At 68.4% G+C, this 14,655-nt stretch carries 11 protein-coding genes; 3 read left to right on the forward strand and 8 right to left on the reverse strand.

The genetic code is table 11. From position 1 onward, the window contains the following. Window positions 1-58: 58 nt before the first annotated feature. Window positions 59-3,469, reverse strand: coding sequence for an amidohydrolase family protein (locus D4766_RS05170; protein WP_120716482.1), 3,411 nt, complete (start codon window positions 3,467-3,469; stop codon window positions 59-61). Between the two features lie 144 nt (window positions 3,470-3,613). Between D4766_RS05170 and D4766_RS05175 the strand changes: the two genes are divergently transcribed. Genes D4766_RS05175 through D4766_RS05185 form a run of 3 tightly spaced genes read left to right on the forward strand, consistent with a single transcriptional unit; the run spans window position 3,614 to window position 8,212 of the window. Then, entirely contained in the window at window positions 3,614-5,863 is a 2,250-nt protein-coding gene (locus D4766_RS05175; RefSeq protein ID WP_120718074.1) for a DUF305 domain-containing protein, read from the forward strand. A gap of 59 nt (window positions 5,864-5,922) precedes the next feature. Further along, window positions 5,923-7,431, forward strand: coding sequence for a flavin-containing monooxygenase (locus tag D4766_RS05180; RefSeq protein ID WP_120716483.1), 1,509 nt, complete (start codon window positions 5,923-5,925; stop codon window positions 7,429-7,431). A 10-nt stretch (window positions 7,432-7,441) separates the two neighbouring features. After that, window positions 7,442-8,212, forward strand: a complete 771-nt coding sequence (locus D4766_RS05185) for a competence/damage-inducible protein A (protein WP_120716484.1) — start codon at window positions 7,442-7,444, stop codon at window positions 8,210-8,212. A 62-nt stretch (window positions 8,213-8,274) separates the two neighbouring features. On the opposite strand, the gene rplA is transcribed toward D4766_RS05185, so the two are convergent. The 7 genes from rplA to D4766_RS05215 all read right to left on the reverse strand — a co-directional run bounded on the left by rplA (window position 8,275) and on the right by D4766_RS05215 (window position 14,599). Then, window positions 8,275-8,970 (reverse strand): 50S ribosomal protein L1, encoded by a 696-nt coding sequence (rplA, locus tag D4766_RS05190; RefSeq protein WP_120716485.1) that lies wholly within the window; start codon window positions 8,968-8,970, stop codon window positions 8,275-8,277. A gap of 4 nt (window positions 8,971-8,974) precedes the next feature. Further along, window positions 8,975-9,406, reverse strand: a complete 432-nt coding sequence (gene rplK, locus D4766_RS05195; protein ID WP_120716486.1) for a 50S ribosomal protein L11 — start codon at window positions 9,404-9,406, stop codon at window positions 8,975-8,977. Between the two features lie 161 nt (window positions 9,407-9,567). Continuing rightward, the gene (gene nusG, locus D4766_RS05200; protein ID WP_120716487.1) at window positions 9,568-10,104 is read right to left on the reverse strand and encodes a transcription termination/antitermination protein NusG; all 537 of its coding nucleotides are present in this window, start codon (window positions 10,102-10,104) and stop codon (window positions 9,568-9,570) included. Between the two features lie 26 nt (window positions 10,105-10,130). Continuing rightward, window positions 10,131-10,325: a preprotein translocase subunit SecE gene (gene secE, locus D4766_RS05205; RefSeq protein WP_120716488.1), complete on the reverse strand. Its 195-nt coding sequence runs from the start codon at window positions 10,323-10,325 to the stop codon at window positions 10,131-10,133. A gap of 229 nt (window positions 10,326-10,554) precedes the next feature. After that, window positions 10,555-10,704, reverse strand: a complete 150-nt coding sequence (locus D4766_RS13730) for a hypothetical protein (RefSeq protein ID WP_162935654.1) — start codon at window positions 10,702-10,704, stop codon at window positions 10,555-10,557. 173 nt (window positions 10,705-10,877) lie between these two features. Then, complete coding sequence (locus tag D4766_RS05210; RefSeq protein WP_120716489.1) at window positions 10,878-12,167, reverse strand: sugar MFS transporter; 1,290 nt, start codon at window positions 12,165-12,167, stop codon at window positions 10,878-10,880. Window positions 12,168-12,220: 53 nt separating this feature from the next. Continuing rightward, window positions 12,221-14,599: a glycoside hydrolase family 3 protein gene (locus D4766_RS05215; RefSeq protein WP_120716490.1), complete on the reverse strand. Its 2,379-nt coding sequence runs from the start codon at window positions 14,597-14,599 to the stop codon at window positions 12,221-12,223. Window positions 14,600-14,655 lie beyond the last annotated feature (56 nt).

The following is a 14,655-nucleotide window of genomic DNA, read 5'->3' on the forward strand; positions in this document are numbered from 1 at the left end:
CGATTGCGCTACCGCGCTTCGCGCTACTTGAGCGCGGGCGCGGGCGCGGGGCCGCCGGTCAGTCGCCGGTACCGTCGCCGAAGTCGGTCGCGGTGCCGACCGACTGCGAACCCGCCGCGCCGCCGCCGTTCTCCCACCAGTAGGGCAGGCGCTTCGCGTCGCCGGTCTCGACCTCGTTCATCGTGCGCGCGTCGTAAAGCCGCCCGCCCACCATCACGCGGGCGATCTTGTCCGAATTGCGGATGTCCACGCTGGGATCGGCATCGAGCACGATGAGATCGGCGAGCTTGCCGGGTTCGAGGCTGCCGACGTCGCGCGCCATGCCGAGCGATTGCGCCGGCACGATGGTGCCCGCCCGCAGCGCCTCCACCGGGGTCATCCCGCCGCGCACGAAGCTCCACAGTTCCCAGTGCGGCGCGATGCCCGCCTGCTGGCCGTGCGCGCCGATGCTGACCTTGACCCCGCGCTTGGCGAGCTTGTGCGCCTCGCGGCCGGCATCGTCGTCGACATAGACCCATTCGGGGCCCGTCTCACGCCGGGCGGTCGCTGCAAGCAGTTCGCGCGGCGGGGTGTGCACCATCAGCGGGTTTTCCCACACGTTGGTGTGCGCACGCCAGTACGGATCGCCCGCGAGACCGCCGTAGGTCACCACCAGCGTGGGCGTGTTGTTGGTCTGGCTCTGGCTCCAGAACTGCAGCACGTCCTCGTAGAAGGTTTCGACCGGCACGTTGTGCTCGACGGTCGAGATACCGTCGGCAATCAGGGTCATGTCCATGCCGAAGAGGCTGCCGCCCTCGGCCACGTCGAGCATGTTTTCGGCGCGGCTCGCCTGCGCGGCCTGCTGGCGCTGTTCGCGGCGGGGCTGGTTGTAGTTCTTGATCGAGTGGCCGCCCTGCGCCTTCAGCCGGCGGACATGGGCCAGCGCATCCTCGTAGCCGTCGATCCGGGCATAGATGCCGGGCGCCTTCGCGCCGTAGACGATCTCGCCGGTCGAGAAGATGTGCGGTCCCAGCAGCGTGCCGGCCTGCTGGCGTTCGGCGGCGGCGAAAATCTGGCTCGCCTGGTTCGACGGATCGTGGATCGTCGTGGTGCCGAGCGCGAGGGCCTGGACCATCGACCAGTTCTGCTGCGGCACGAGGTCGCCGGTGCCCTGCGGTCCGTGCGCGTGCGCGTCGACAAGGCCCGGCATGATCACCTTGCCCGACGCGTCGATCCGCCGCGCGCGCGCGGGGATCGACACCGCGTCCGCCGGCCCGACCGCCACGATGCGGTTGCCCTCGATCACTATCGTGCCGTTGTCGATCGCCCCGGCATCGTCGCCGGCCATGGTCAGGATGCGCGCACCGGTCAGCGCGACGGTGCCGGTGGGCTTGTCGGCGCGCATCGTGGTGCCGAGCGCGATGCCGCCGGTGGGCGGCACGAACTTAGCGTCGTCCTTGCCGCGCGGGGCGGCGGTGAACATCGCCGCGGTGGAGGCGCGCATCATCTGCGGGCCCATGAGCCACGTCAGCGTACGTCCGTCGGCCGTCCAGCCGAGGTAGTCCGCCCCGCCCGTGCTCGCCTTGGCCAGCGGCAGCGCGTCGGCCTTCTCGCCCACCTCGATCGCCTGGCCGCCGGGAAGCAGCGGCATGGCATAGGCTTCGTAGTTCTGGCGGAACGCCACGTACTGCCCGTCGGGCGAAACGGTGAAGTCGGTCGCCAGTTCGCCCTGCACGTGAACGCGTTTCGCCTCCCCGTTGAGGTCGGTTGAGATGAGCTGCTGCTTGCCGCCCTCGCGCGCCAGCATGAACAGGCGGTCGTTCGCCGCGCCGAACTGCGGCACGGCCGTTCCGCGCGCGACTATCTCGGGCGTGCCGCCGCCGGCCGCGACCCGGTAGACGCCCGCGTTGCCCGAATAGTCGGGCGAGGTCAGCCCGCCGCCTTCACGCTTCTCGAACACGATCGAGCGGCCGTCGGGCGAGAACTGCGGCAGCGCGTAATGGCCGGGCTGGCGGGTGACCCGCACCAGCGAGCCGCCGCGCGCGTCGGTGGTCACGATTTCGCCCAGGCCTGCGTCGGTCCACCGCACGAAGGCGATCCGCTTGCCGTCGCGCGACCATGCCGGCCAGGCCTGCAACCCCTCGCCGCTCACCAGCCGCCGGGGCGCACCGCCGGCGGTGTCGCGCACCCAGACATGGCCCAGGCTCTCGTAGGCGACTTGCCGCCCGTCGGGCGACAGTGCGGCCATCTTGATCATCTTCGTTTCGAAGGTGTCGGGCGCGACCGGGATCACCGGATGCGGCGCGTCGGCGATGCCGCGGGTGTCGTCGATGCGGAACGGTATCTCGGCTCCGCCCGTCCCGTCGGCATTCACCCGGCGCAGCTTGCCGCCCGACCAGAACACCACGCTTCGGCTGTCGGGCGTCCAGTCCATGTTGGGATAGAACCCATAGACCGCCCAGGTTTCCTGGAGGTCCGCGTCGAGATCGCCGTAGATCATCCGTTCGACGCCGGTCGCGATGTCCTTGGCCCACAGCTGCGACTGGTCCTTGTCGCGGCGGATGAAGGCGATGCGCGTGCCGTCGGGCGACGGGGTCGGGCGCACCGCTCCGCCGAAGCCGCCGACTTCCGACCGGGTTTCTCCGGTGGCAAGGTCGAAGCTCTCGATCTCGAAGGCGCCCTGCAGCGAATCCTGCGCGTAGGCGAAGGTGTTCCCCGCGCTGATCGCCTTGGTATAGTAGATGCGCTTGCCGTCGGGCGAGAAGATCGGTTCGCCCTGCTCCTTCTGGAACGCTTCGCTCGGCCGGGCGACGAGCTTCACGCCGCTTCCGCCCGCCACGCTGTAGAGCCAGACTTCGCCGGTGCCCGCCGAACGCTGGGTGGTGAAATGCTTCTTGGCGACGATATAGCGCCCGTCCGGGCTCCAGTTCGGCTGGTTGAGCAGGCGGAAGCTTTCTTCCGTCACCTGCACCTTGCCGCTGCCGTCGGTGTTCATCAGCCAGACGTTGTCGCCGCCCCCGCGGTCGGAGGTGAAGGCGATCCGGCCGCCGTCGGGGCTGAAGCGCGGCTGGACCTCCCACGCCAGCCCCTCGGCGATCCGGCGCGGCGTGCCGCCGGCGATCGGCATCGTGTAGATGTCGCCCAGCAGGCTGAAGGCAACGGTGCGTCCGTCGGGGCTGACGTCGACGTCCATCCACGTCCCCTCGTCGGTGCGGATCGGCACCTGCCGGATCGTCGCGCCGCGCGGGTTGCTCACGTCCCACTTCTCGTCCTTGGCCGGGGTCGCGGTGGCCGGCAGCGGGGTCGTCTGGACGGCCTCGCCCGACCCTTCGGCAGGCTTCGCATCGCCTTCCTGCGAGGCGTCGACTTCCTGTTCCTCGACCGGGTTGGGCGACGGCTGCGGAGGCGGTGCCGCCTGCGCATGGACGACGCCGGGCGCGGCGGTCGCCGCCAGCACGAGCGCGAGGACGGATGCGACGGACGACTTCATGGATGTTCCCCCAACTGCGGTTTTGCCGTCGTCTAGGCCGCCCCGCCGCCAGCGTCACCCCGCTAATCGACGAACAACGTGCCGCGATGCTTGACGCTGGGCTCCTTCGTACGGATGCTCGCGCCGAACGAGGGGAGCTTACCGATGAACCGATTCCGTCACCACGCCAGCCGCATCGCCATCGCCGCGGGGGCAATGATCGCCGCCACGACCGCCGCCGCGCAGACCGCGCCCATCGTCCAGCCGGGCGCGCCGGGCCAGCCGAGCAAGGCGCTGTCCGCGCAACAGGCGATCAAGCTCGCCAGCACCGCCTACGCCCCGGGCGACGTCGCGTTCATGCAGAACATGATCGTGCACCACAACCAGGCGCTGGAAATGGCGAAACTGGTGCCCTCGCGCACGAACAACCCGGCCATCCTCAAGACCGCCGACCGCATCGAGAAGGGTCAGGCCGACGAGATGAAGTTCATGACCGGCTGGCTGACCGACCGGAACGAGGACGTGGCCATGCCGGGCATGGGCCACGCCGGGATGGATCACGCGCACCACATGATGAAGGGCATGGCGAGCCCCGAACAGATGGCCGCGCTCGCCGCCGCGAACGGCACCGCGTTCGACCGCATGTTCCTGCAGCTGATGATCGCCCACCACCTGGGCGCGGTCGACATGGTGGCCGAACTGAAGCGCCAGCCGGGCACCGCCTACGACCCGGTGATGTTCGAGTTCGTGAACGACGTGGTGACCGACCAAGAGGCCGAGATCCGCCGCATGAACACCACGCTCGCGGGCCTCTCGCAGGATCCCCGCGCGCTGCTGGCGGCCGGTTTCCGCGACGCGGGCGAGGCGATCCTGAACCTGCGCAAGGTCGCGGTCCTCGAAAAGCCCGCCGGTTTCTTCGACCCCGCCAATCCCGCCCAGCTCCAGCCGGAAAAGCCGAAGAAGGAAGGCGCCGACGCGGCCAAGGCGAAAGCGCCCGCGAAGGCCGCGGCGGAAGACGGCGAGGACGAGGCCAAGCCCTCGTTCTCGGAACGCGGATCGCTGCTCGACTTCGCCGCGACCGACATGGCTTTCCGCGACGACCTGATGATCGCGGGCAGTTACCACGGGTTCAACATCTACCGCCTCGGCACCGACGGCGTGCCCAGTCTCGTCAGCTCGACCGTGTGCCCCGGCGGCCAGGGCGACGTCTCGGTCGTCGGCAACCTCCTCGTCATGAGCGTGCAAGACAGCCGCGCGCGGGTCGATTGCGGGCTTCAGGGCGTGCAGGAGAAGGTCAGCGCCGAACGCTTCCGCGGCATCCGCGTGTTCGACATTTCCGACCTCACCCGCCCGCGCCAGGTCGGCCAGGTCCAGACCTGCCGCGGCAGCCACACCCATTCGATCGTCTCGGCCGACGACAAGCGGCTGGTGATCTACAACTCGGGCACCAGCTACGTGCGCGACGAGAAGGAACTGGCGGGCTGCGTCAACACGCAGGGCGATACCAACACCGCGCTGTTCTCGATCGACGTGATCGAGGTGCCGGTGGCCGACCCCGCACGCGCGCGCATCGTCGACCGGCCGCGCATCTTCGCCGCCAACGGCCAGATCAACGGGTTGTGGCGCGGCGGCGACCACGGCGACGATGCCGCCGGCGGCCGCACGCAGGAAACCTCCGACACCAACCAGTGCCACGACATCACCGTGTTCCCGGCCAAGAAGATCGCCGCCGGTGCGTGTTCGGGCAACGGCATCATCCTCGACGTGTCGGACCCGCTGAAGCCCCGGCGTATCGACGACGTGACCGACAAAGGGTTCGCCTACTGGCACTCTGCCACCTTCAACAACGACGGCACCAAGGTGCTGTTCACCGACGAATGGGGCGGCGGCGGGCGGCCGCGCTGCCAGGCGGGCGATCCGACCAACTGGGGGGCGGACGCCTTCTATGCGATCGAGAACGGCAAGCTGATCGCCAAGGGGCACTACAAGCTGCCCGCGCCGCAGAGCGACAAGGAGAACTGCGTCGCCCACAACGGCTCGATCATCCCGGTGCCGGGCCGCGATATCTTCGTGCAGGCGTGGTACCAGGGCGGGATCAGCGTGATCGACTTCACCGACGCGGCGAACGTGAAGGAAATCGCCTATTTCGACCGCGGCCCGATCGACAAGGATCAGCTGGTGACCGGCGGATACTGGTCGGCCTACTGGTACAAGGGCCGCATCTACGCCACCGAGATCAGCCGCGGCCTCGACGTCTTCGCGCTCGAGCCCAGCGAGTTCCTGACCGCCGAGGAGATCGCGGCAGCGAACGCGGCGGTCTATCCCGGCGACGTCTTCAATCCGCAGACCCAGACCGAAGTGACCTGGCCGGTCGCGGTGCGCGAGGCGGCGGAAGCGAGCCGCAAGGGAGGCTGACGGAATCGTTGCACCCTGCAACGGATAGGCATACGCTCGGGCCGACTGGAGAGAGCGAAATGAGCCTGACCGCCTGCGACCACGACGTCCTCATCGTCGGTGCCGGGATATCCGGCATCGGGATGGCGGCGCACCTCGAAATGATGTGCCCGGACCGCAGTTATGCCGTGCTCGAACGGCGCGAGAACCTGGGCGGTACGTGGGACCTGTTCCGGTACCCGGGCGTGCGGTCGGACAGCGACATGCACACGCTGGGCTTCGTGTTCGAACCGTGGAAGCACGAGAAGACGATCGCCGACGGCCCGGCGATCGTCGACTACCTCAACCGCATCGTCGACGAACGGAACATCCGCGACCGGATTACCTTCGGCACCAGGGTGATCTCCGCCGACTGGAACTCCGACACCGCCTGCTGGACAGTCGTGAGCGAGCGCGGCGCCGCGCGCGAGACGACGACGGCCAACTGGCTCTACCTTGGCACCGGATACTACGACTACGACGATCCCTACGACGCGGGCTTCGACTTCTCCGCGTTCGAGGGCGAGGTGCTGCACCCGCAGTTCTGGCCCCGGGATCTCGACTACGCCGGCAAGAACGTGGTCGTGGTGGGATCGGGCGCGACCGCGGTCACCATCGTGCCGTCGATGGCCGGCAAGGCCGCGCGGGTCACCATGCTCCAGCGCACGCCCACCTGGATGTTCAGCCGCCCGGCCAAGGACCGGCTGGCGAATTTCCTGCGCAAGATCCTGCCGGAAGAAACCGCCTACCGCATCACCCGCTGGAAGAACGTGCTGCTGCAGGATATCGGTTTCAAAGCGGCGCGCAACAGGCCCGAGAAGGTGAAGCAGGGCCTGCACAAGCGGATCGAGAAATCGCTCGGCGACCGCTACGATCCGGCGACCTGGACCCCGCCCTACAACCCGTGGGACCAGCGGCTGTGCCTCGTCCCCGACGACGACCTGTTCGAGGCGATCAAGCAGGACAAGGCCGAGGTCGTGACCGGCCACATCGATACGTTCGAGAAGGACGGCGTGCGGCTGAAGGACGGGCGGCATATCCCCGCCGACATCGTCGTCACCGCGACGGGCCTGAAGCTCGCCGTCGCGGGCAAGATCGCCGTCAGCCAGGACGGCGCGCCGGTCGATTTTGCGGAGCGGTTCTACTACAAGGGCTGCATGTTCTCGAACCTGCCGAACTTCTCGGTCGTGTTCGGCTACCTCAACGCCAGCTGGACCCTGCGCGCGGACATCAACTCCGAATACGTGTGCAAGGTGCTGAACCACATGAAAGCCGTCGGCGCGACCGTGGCCGACCCGGTTCTCGCATCCGATCACACCCTGGAGGAGGACGACCTGTTCGATTTCTCGAGCGGCTACATCCAGCGATCGAAGCACATCATGCCCAAGAGCGCGACGGTGCTGCCGTGGCGGCTCAACCAGGATTACCGCGCCGACCGCAAGGCGCTCGCGAGCGCGCCGATCGACGACGGCGTGCTGACATTCTCTCGCGGCGGCGAGGGCACAGGCACCGGCACGGGTCGGGTGGAACAACTGGAGGCGGCGGAGTAACGCCCGCTCCATGACCGACCGCATCTGGACCGCCGCCCTCGTCGTCATCGGCGACGAAATCCTTTCGGGACGCACGCACGACAAGAACATCGCCCAGGTGGCGAGCTGGCTACAGGTGCAGGGCATCCGCCTCGCCGAAGTGCGCGTGGTGCCCGACGTGGAGGACCGCATCGTCGAAGCGGTAAACGCGCTGCGCACCGCGAACGACTACCTGTTCACCACCGGCGGCATCGGGCCGACGCACGACGACATCACCGTCGATGCGATCGCCAGGGCGTTGGGCGTGCCGGTGATCGTCCACCCAGATGCGCGGGCGATCCTGGAACGGTATTACGGTGCGCGCGGACTGGAACTGACAGAGGCACGCCTGCGCATGGCCCGGGCACCTGAGGGTGCCGAGCTCATTCCCAACCGCATGTCGGGCGCGCCGGGACTGAAGGTCGCCAACCTGTTCGTCATGGCCGGGGTGCCGCACATCACCGCCGGCATGCTCGACGCGCTCACCGGCACGCTCGAAGGCGGCGCACCGCTGCTGTCGGCGACCATCGGCGGCTGGGTCCCCGAAAGCGAGGTCGCCGACGTGCTGCGCCAGGCGGAAAAGAATTTCGCCGACGCGCCGGGCGGCGTCGCCATCGGCAGCTATCCGTTCTTCCGCGAGGGCCGGGTGGGCGCGAACTTCGTCATCCGCTCCACCGACCGCGGCACGATGGAAGCCTGCCGCGACGCGCTCGCCGCGGCGCTGGCCGAGGCCGGCCACCCGACCACCGACGGCGGCATCTGAGACAACAGAAAAGGGCCCGAGGTTTCCCCCGGGCCCTTCCTAATTCCGGTCTGCCGGAAGGCTCAGGCGCCTTCGACTTCGGCGACGTCGATCTTGAGGCCCGGGCCCATCGTGGTGGTCAGCGAGACCTTGCGCACGTACTTGCCCTTAGACCCCGAGGGCTTGGCCTTCACGATCGCGCTCGTGAGGGCGTCGAAGTTCTGCTTCAGCGCATCGTCCGAGAACGACAGCTTGCCGAGGCCCGAGTGGATGATGCCCTGCTTCTCCACGCGGAATTCGACCTGGCCGCCTTTGGCGTCCTTAACGGCCTGTTCCACGTTCGGGGTCACGGTGCCGAGCTTCGGGTTCGGCATCAGGCCCTTGGGACCCAGCACCTTGCCGAGACGGCCGACGACGCCCATCATGTCGGGCGTGGCGATCACGCGGTCGTAGTCGAGGTTGCCGGCCTGCATGTCTTCCATGAGGTCCTCGGCACCGACCTTGTCGGCCCCGGCGGCGAGCGCCTTGTCGGCGTTGTCGCCGCGGGCGAACACGGCGACCTTGACGTCCTTGCCCGTGCCGCTGGGCAGCGAGACCATGCCGCGGACCATCTGGTCGGCGTGGCGCGGATCGACGCCGAGGTTCATCGCGACCTCGAGCGTTTCGTCCATCTTCTTGCTGGCGTGCTCGCGCAGCAGCTTCAGCGCATCGGCGAAGCTGTAGTTGGCGTCACGGTCGATCTGGGCGACGACCTTGTCCTTCTTGGTCTGCTTGGCCATCGGATCAGCCCTCCACCACTTCGAGGCCCATCGAGCGCGCGGAGCCCTCGATGATGCGGGTTGCCATCTCGATGTCGTTGGCATTGAGATCGGCCATCTTGGTCTCGGCGATTTCCGCCAGCTTCGACCGGGCGATCGTGCCCGCGGTCACCTTGCCCGGCTCTTTCGAGCCCGACTTGAGGTTGGCGGCACGCTTGATCAGGAAGCTCGCCGGGGGCGTCTTCGTGACGAAAGTGAACGAACGGTCGGCATAGACCGTGATCACGGTCGGGATCGGCATGCCCTTGTCCATGTCGCCGGTGGCGGCATTGAAGGCCTTGCAGAATTCCATGATGTTGACGCCGCGCTGGCCCAGCGCGGGGCCGATCGGGGGCGACGGGTTGGCGGTGCCCGCGGGCACCTGCAGCTTGATATAGCCGTCGATCTTCTTGGCCATGGCTGGCCTCCTTTCTCACTGTCGGCCCGTTTTATGGAAACGGGCCTCATGGTAAGCGGTCAAGCGGTTGGCCCCATCGGGCCAGCCTCCCGCGCGAAACCCGCGCCGGAACGCGGGAAGCGGCGCCCCTAGTCGATGGGACGCCGAATCACAAGCATGGGTTACTTGCTGAGTTCGACCTGCTCGAAGTCGAGTTCGACCGGGGTCGCGCGGCCGAAGATCGACACGCCGACCTTGACCTTCTGCTTGTCGAAATCGAGTTCCTCGACCAGCCCGTTGAAGCTGGCGAAGGGGCCGTCGAGCACCTTCACGCTGTCGCCGATCTCGTAATCGACGTTGACCTGCTTCTTGGGGGCGGCCTTGGCCTCCTCCACGCCGCCGAAGTAGCGGGCGGCCTCGCGCTCGGAAATCGGCTGCGGCTTCTGGCCGGAGCCCAGGAAGCCGGTGACCTTGGGCGTGTTCTTGACGAGGTGGTAGACGTCGTCGGTCAGGCGCAGCTTGGCCAGCACGTAGCCCGGCATGAACTTGCGTTCGACCTGGACCTTCTTGCCGCGCTTGATCTCGGTCACGGTCTCGGTCGGAACCTCGACCTCCTCGACCGCCTCGGACAGGCCCAGGCGCTCGGCCTCGGCGATGATCGAATCGCGAACCTTGTTCTCGAAACCGGAATAGGCGTGGATGATGTACCAGCGGGCCATGAGTGGTGCCTAGCTTTCGTGTGGGATCAGGCGAGCGACAGCAGCCAGCGCATCACCGCGCCAAACAGGGTGTCCACGCCCAGGAAGAATACCGACAGGATCACCATCATGATGCCCACGAAGATCGCGGTGCGGACCGTTTCCTCGCGGCTCGGCCAGACGACCTTGCGCCCTTCGGCGCGCACCTGGTTGACGAATTCGCCCGGACTGGTCTTGGCCATGGTCTGATCCCGTTCAATCGATTGCCGCGCTGCGCGGCCTCGCGTCCGCTCCAGATAAGGGTCTGCGCCGCCCCGGTTCAAGACCGGGAGGGGCTGGATTCTCTCATCTGTCGAGGAAGCCCGCCCGCCCTAGCCCCGTCGGCGGGCGGAATCAAGCGGGGCCGGCGGCCGCTGGCGAACCCGCGGCGACCGGACCCGATGACACATCGCGAGGATGCGAGAGCGCGGCTCAGCGCAATCCGAGCAAGCGGGCGAAGAAACCCGGTTCTTCCATCGGGCGGATCGGCCCGTGAATTTGGTGCCGCAGCGATGCATCGCTGAACGGACGCGGCTGGACCCACGCATCGGGGCGGCTGGAACGGAACGACAGGCTGGACATGGACGCTTCCCTTCGTCTGGACCGAACGATTACGGTTTGACGATGAAAACGCACGTCTCGTCGCAGCGGTTCCCGAGCATGGCGCGAGCAACCTGTTGTTTACCATGAAAAGCGCGGGCGTGTGGCCGGTGGGCCACGCCGCCGGCGCCGGACGATCAACCGGCCGCGTTCGATCAGGCCGGGCGGCGGGCGAAGATCCCGAAACCCGCGATGATCGCATAACAGATCGCCGGGATTGCGAGTGCCGCGGCAAGCCCGATGCCGTCCGCCAGTGCCCCGTAGAGCGCAGGGATGATCGCGCCGCCGGCAATGGCCACGTTGATGATACCCGAACCGTCGGCCGCGCGCGGACCCAGCTTCTCGCAGGCGAGCGCGAAGATCGTTGGAAACATGATCGAGTTCATCAGGCCGACCAGCAGGAGCGAATAGCCCGCCACGGCACCGGTCGTGTTGGCGGAGACGAGGATCAGCACGATCGCGCCGATGGCATTGAACGCGAGCACCTTGCCCGGGCTGACCATCCGCATGACCGCCGAACCGATGAAGCGCCCGACCAGCGCGCCGAGCCAGTACAGCGTCACCATCCAGCCGATCGCGCTTTCCGGCTGGCCGAGGACGGTGTCCTGCGCGAGATAGTTGATGATGAAGCTGCCGATGGCGACTTCCGCGCCGACGTAGAGGAAGATGCACGCCGCCCCGTAACCGAAGCGCGGACGCTTCAGCAGGCCCAGCCCTTCGCGCAAGGTGGTGGTCTCGTGCTTTTCGCCCTGCAGGCGGTTGCGGAACAGCCACACGACACCTGCCACCACCGCGAGCGCCGCGGCGAGGAACAGGTAGGTGTTGGTGATGATCGCCGATTCGGTCTGGCGATAGGCGGTCAGTGCCGCCCCGCTCAATTCGTCGGCGGTCACGTTGGCGATGCTGCCGAGGATGATGCCGGCCCCCACGAGCGGGAAGATCGTGGTGCCGAGCGAATTGAACGCCTGCGCGAACGTCAGCCGGCTGTGCGTCGTCGCTGCCGGGCCGAGCAGGCTGATCAGCGGATTGGCGACGATCTGCACCAGCACCACGCCGGTCGCGAGGATGAAATACGCGAACAGGAACACCCCGAACGTCGCCGTCTGGCTCGCCGGGATGAACAGCAGGCAGCCGACCATCATCGTCAGCAGGCCCGCCACCGCGCCGCGCATGTAGCCCAGCCGCTTGACCAGCCGCGCGCCGGGGATGCCGACCACGGCGTAGGCGATGAAGAAGCAGAACTGCACCAGGCTCGCCTCGAAGTAGGAGAGCGTGAAGAGCTCCTTCAGCTTCGGGATGATCACGTCGTTGAGGGACGTGATGCCGCCGAAGATGAAGAACAGCGCGAAGACGAAGTAGTTGAGACCGGGCGCGTGCACCTGGGTCCCGGCATCCTCGACCGGATGCGGATCGGTGCTGATCGCGACGTCGGGTGCAAGCGCCATCGGAATTCTCCCTCATGGCCGCTCGTGCGGCCGTATCGTTGTCTGGGTGCGGCCTAGAACGAGCAGTCGGTACCCGCCGGCATATCGACCCGCGCGATCTCCGCCAACTTTATCGTGAGCGGCGCGTCGGTCGCGAAAGTGAGCGCGCTGCCGGCGGCCGGCAGGCAGCGGTCGGTCAGAATCATCTCGCGCCAGTCGCGGCCCGCGGCGGTCGAGAACTGCGAGGTGACGTCGAGCGTCCGTCCCCCGCTCGACACGCGCACCGGGCCCGCCGGTCGGTCGTCGAGCGCGTAGGCCACGCGCCAGGCGTTGCCGCCCGCCACGTTCGGGTTCGCCACGGTCAGCGACGATCCGGCCGCGAGCGTCACGAGCCGGGCATCCTCCTGCCGCTTGCGGTCGAAGCCTTTGGCCGACACGCCCCCGGCGCTGCCGAGCAGGTTGGGGATCGCCGTGCCGCCCGCGGTGGCGGCCGCGCCGCTGGCGAGCCGGCCGTTGCCGAACAGCTCCACCCCGGCCTGCTCGGTCAGGAACGCGCAGTCTTCGGCCAGGCGGCCCGTCGCGGTGCGATTCCCGAGGTCGTTGCCGTAGCCGCGGGGGAAGAGCCCGCTGCCGGGCTCGTTCGCAGGATGCCCGTCGCACGTGTTCGGCCAGGTGAACGAGAGGCGTCCCGTCGCCGGGCGCTTACCGAAGAGCACGTCGGCCACGCCCGCGCCCTCGCCGCCGGGCAGCCAGCTCGCCACGAAGGCGTCGGCGGCGTTGAGTTCGCGGTTCACCCACAGCGGGCGGCCCGAAAGGAACACCGCGACGGTCGGCACGCCGGCGGCGTCGAACTTGCGCAGGAGCGCCAGCCCCTCCTCGTCGCGGAAGGCGAGGTTCTTCCGGTCGCCGTAGAATTCGGCGTAGGCATCCTCGCCGAACACCACGATCGCGGCGTCGGGCTTCGCGGCATAGGTCCCGTCCGCCGACAGGGTGGCGGTGCCCCCCGTCTCGGCCGCAGCGGCGCGGATGCCCTGCCAGATCGAGGTCGCGCCGGGGAATTTCTCCGGCCCCAGCTCGCGTCCGCCCTGCCAGGTCAGCGTCCAGCCGCCCGCGGCCTGCGCGACGCTGTCGGCGGCCTTGCCCGCGACGAGCACGCTCGCGCCCGCCTTCAGCGGCAGGACGCCGGTGTTCTTGAGGATGACCTGCGATTTGGCGACCGCCTCGCGCGCCAGCGCGCGGTGCTCGGGCGAACCGAGCACGGTGCCGGCCCCGGCCCGCTCCGACGGGCGCTTCGCCTGCGGATAGAGCAGCCCGGCGCGTGCCTTCACGCGCAGCACGCGGGTCACCGCCTCGTCCAGCCGGGCCATCGGCACGGTACCGTCCCGCACCTGCTTCACGAGATTGGCGTGGAGCGCCTTCCAGTCGTCGGGCACCATGTAGATGTCGAGCCCAGCGTTGATCGCCTGCGGGCAGTCGGCGTTCGTGCACCCGGGGATCTGCCCGTGCGCGTTCCAGTCGCCGACCAGCAGGCCGTCGAAGCCCAGTTTGCCGCGCAGGTAATCGGTCAGGAGCGCGCGGTTGCCGTGCATCTTCTCGCCGTTGATCGAGCTGAAGCTGGCCATGACCGCCAGCGCGCCCGCATCGATCGCATCGCGATAGGGGCGCGCGTGGATCGCCTCGAGTTCGGCAAGGTCGCCCAGCGTGTCGCCGGTGTCGACGCCGAGGTTCGTGCCGCCGTCGCCGAAGAAATGCTTGGCCGTGGCGATTACCCGGTCCTCGCCCATGAAGCCCGGCGTTCCCTTGCCGCCCTGCAGCCCCTCGACCAGCGCGGCGCCCATCTTCGCGACGGTGGCAGTGTCTTCGGAATAGCTTTCGTAGGTCCGGCCCCAGCGGTCGTCGCGCGCCACGGCGATGGTTGGGGAGAAGTCCCACTCGATCCCGGTCGCGCGCATCTCGGCCGCGGTCGCCGCGCCGATCCGGCGGACGAGATCGGCGTCGCCCGTCGCGCCCAGCCCGATGTTGTGGGGGAAGATCGTCGCCCCGACGACGTTGGTATGGCCGTGCACCGCGTCGATGCCCCACATCGTGGGGACGATCGGCTCGCCGGCCGGGAGCGGGGCGACCGAGGCCTCCCACATCGCGTCGGCGAGCTTCAGCCACTCCGCCGCGGGCGCGAACTCGTCGCCGCCCGGCCCGCCGTTGCCGCCGGCCAGGTAGCTGCCGAAGCGGTAGCGGCGCATGTCCGCGGCCGTGAAGGAGTTGATCTGCGGCTGGATGAGCTGGCCGACCTTGTGCTCAAGCGACATCGCCGAGACGATGGCAGCGATGCGCGCGTCCTCGCCGATGCCGCTGGCGGCCTCCGGTGCGGCTGCGGACGCGGTCCGCATACCGGGCTGCTGGACGCATCCTGCCAGCGCCAGTGCGCAGACAGCCGCCGTGAACATCGCACGCATGCCGATCTTTCCCCTCTCGCCGCCCGGCCTGCCGGGAGCCTGTTCTGTGAACGTTA

The sequence above is a fragment of the Tsuneonella amylolytica genome (genome assembly GCF_003626915.1).
Classification (GTDB): domain Bacteria; phylum Pseudomonadota; class Alphaproteobacteria; order Sphingomonadales; family Sphingomonadaceae; genus Tsuneonella; species Tsuneonella amylolytica.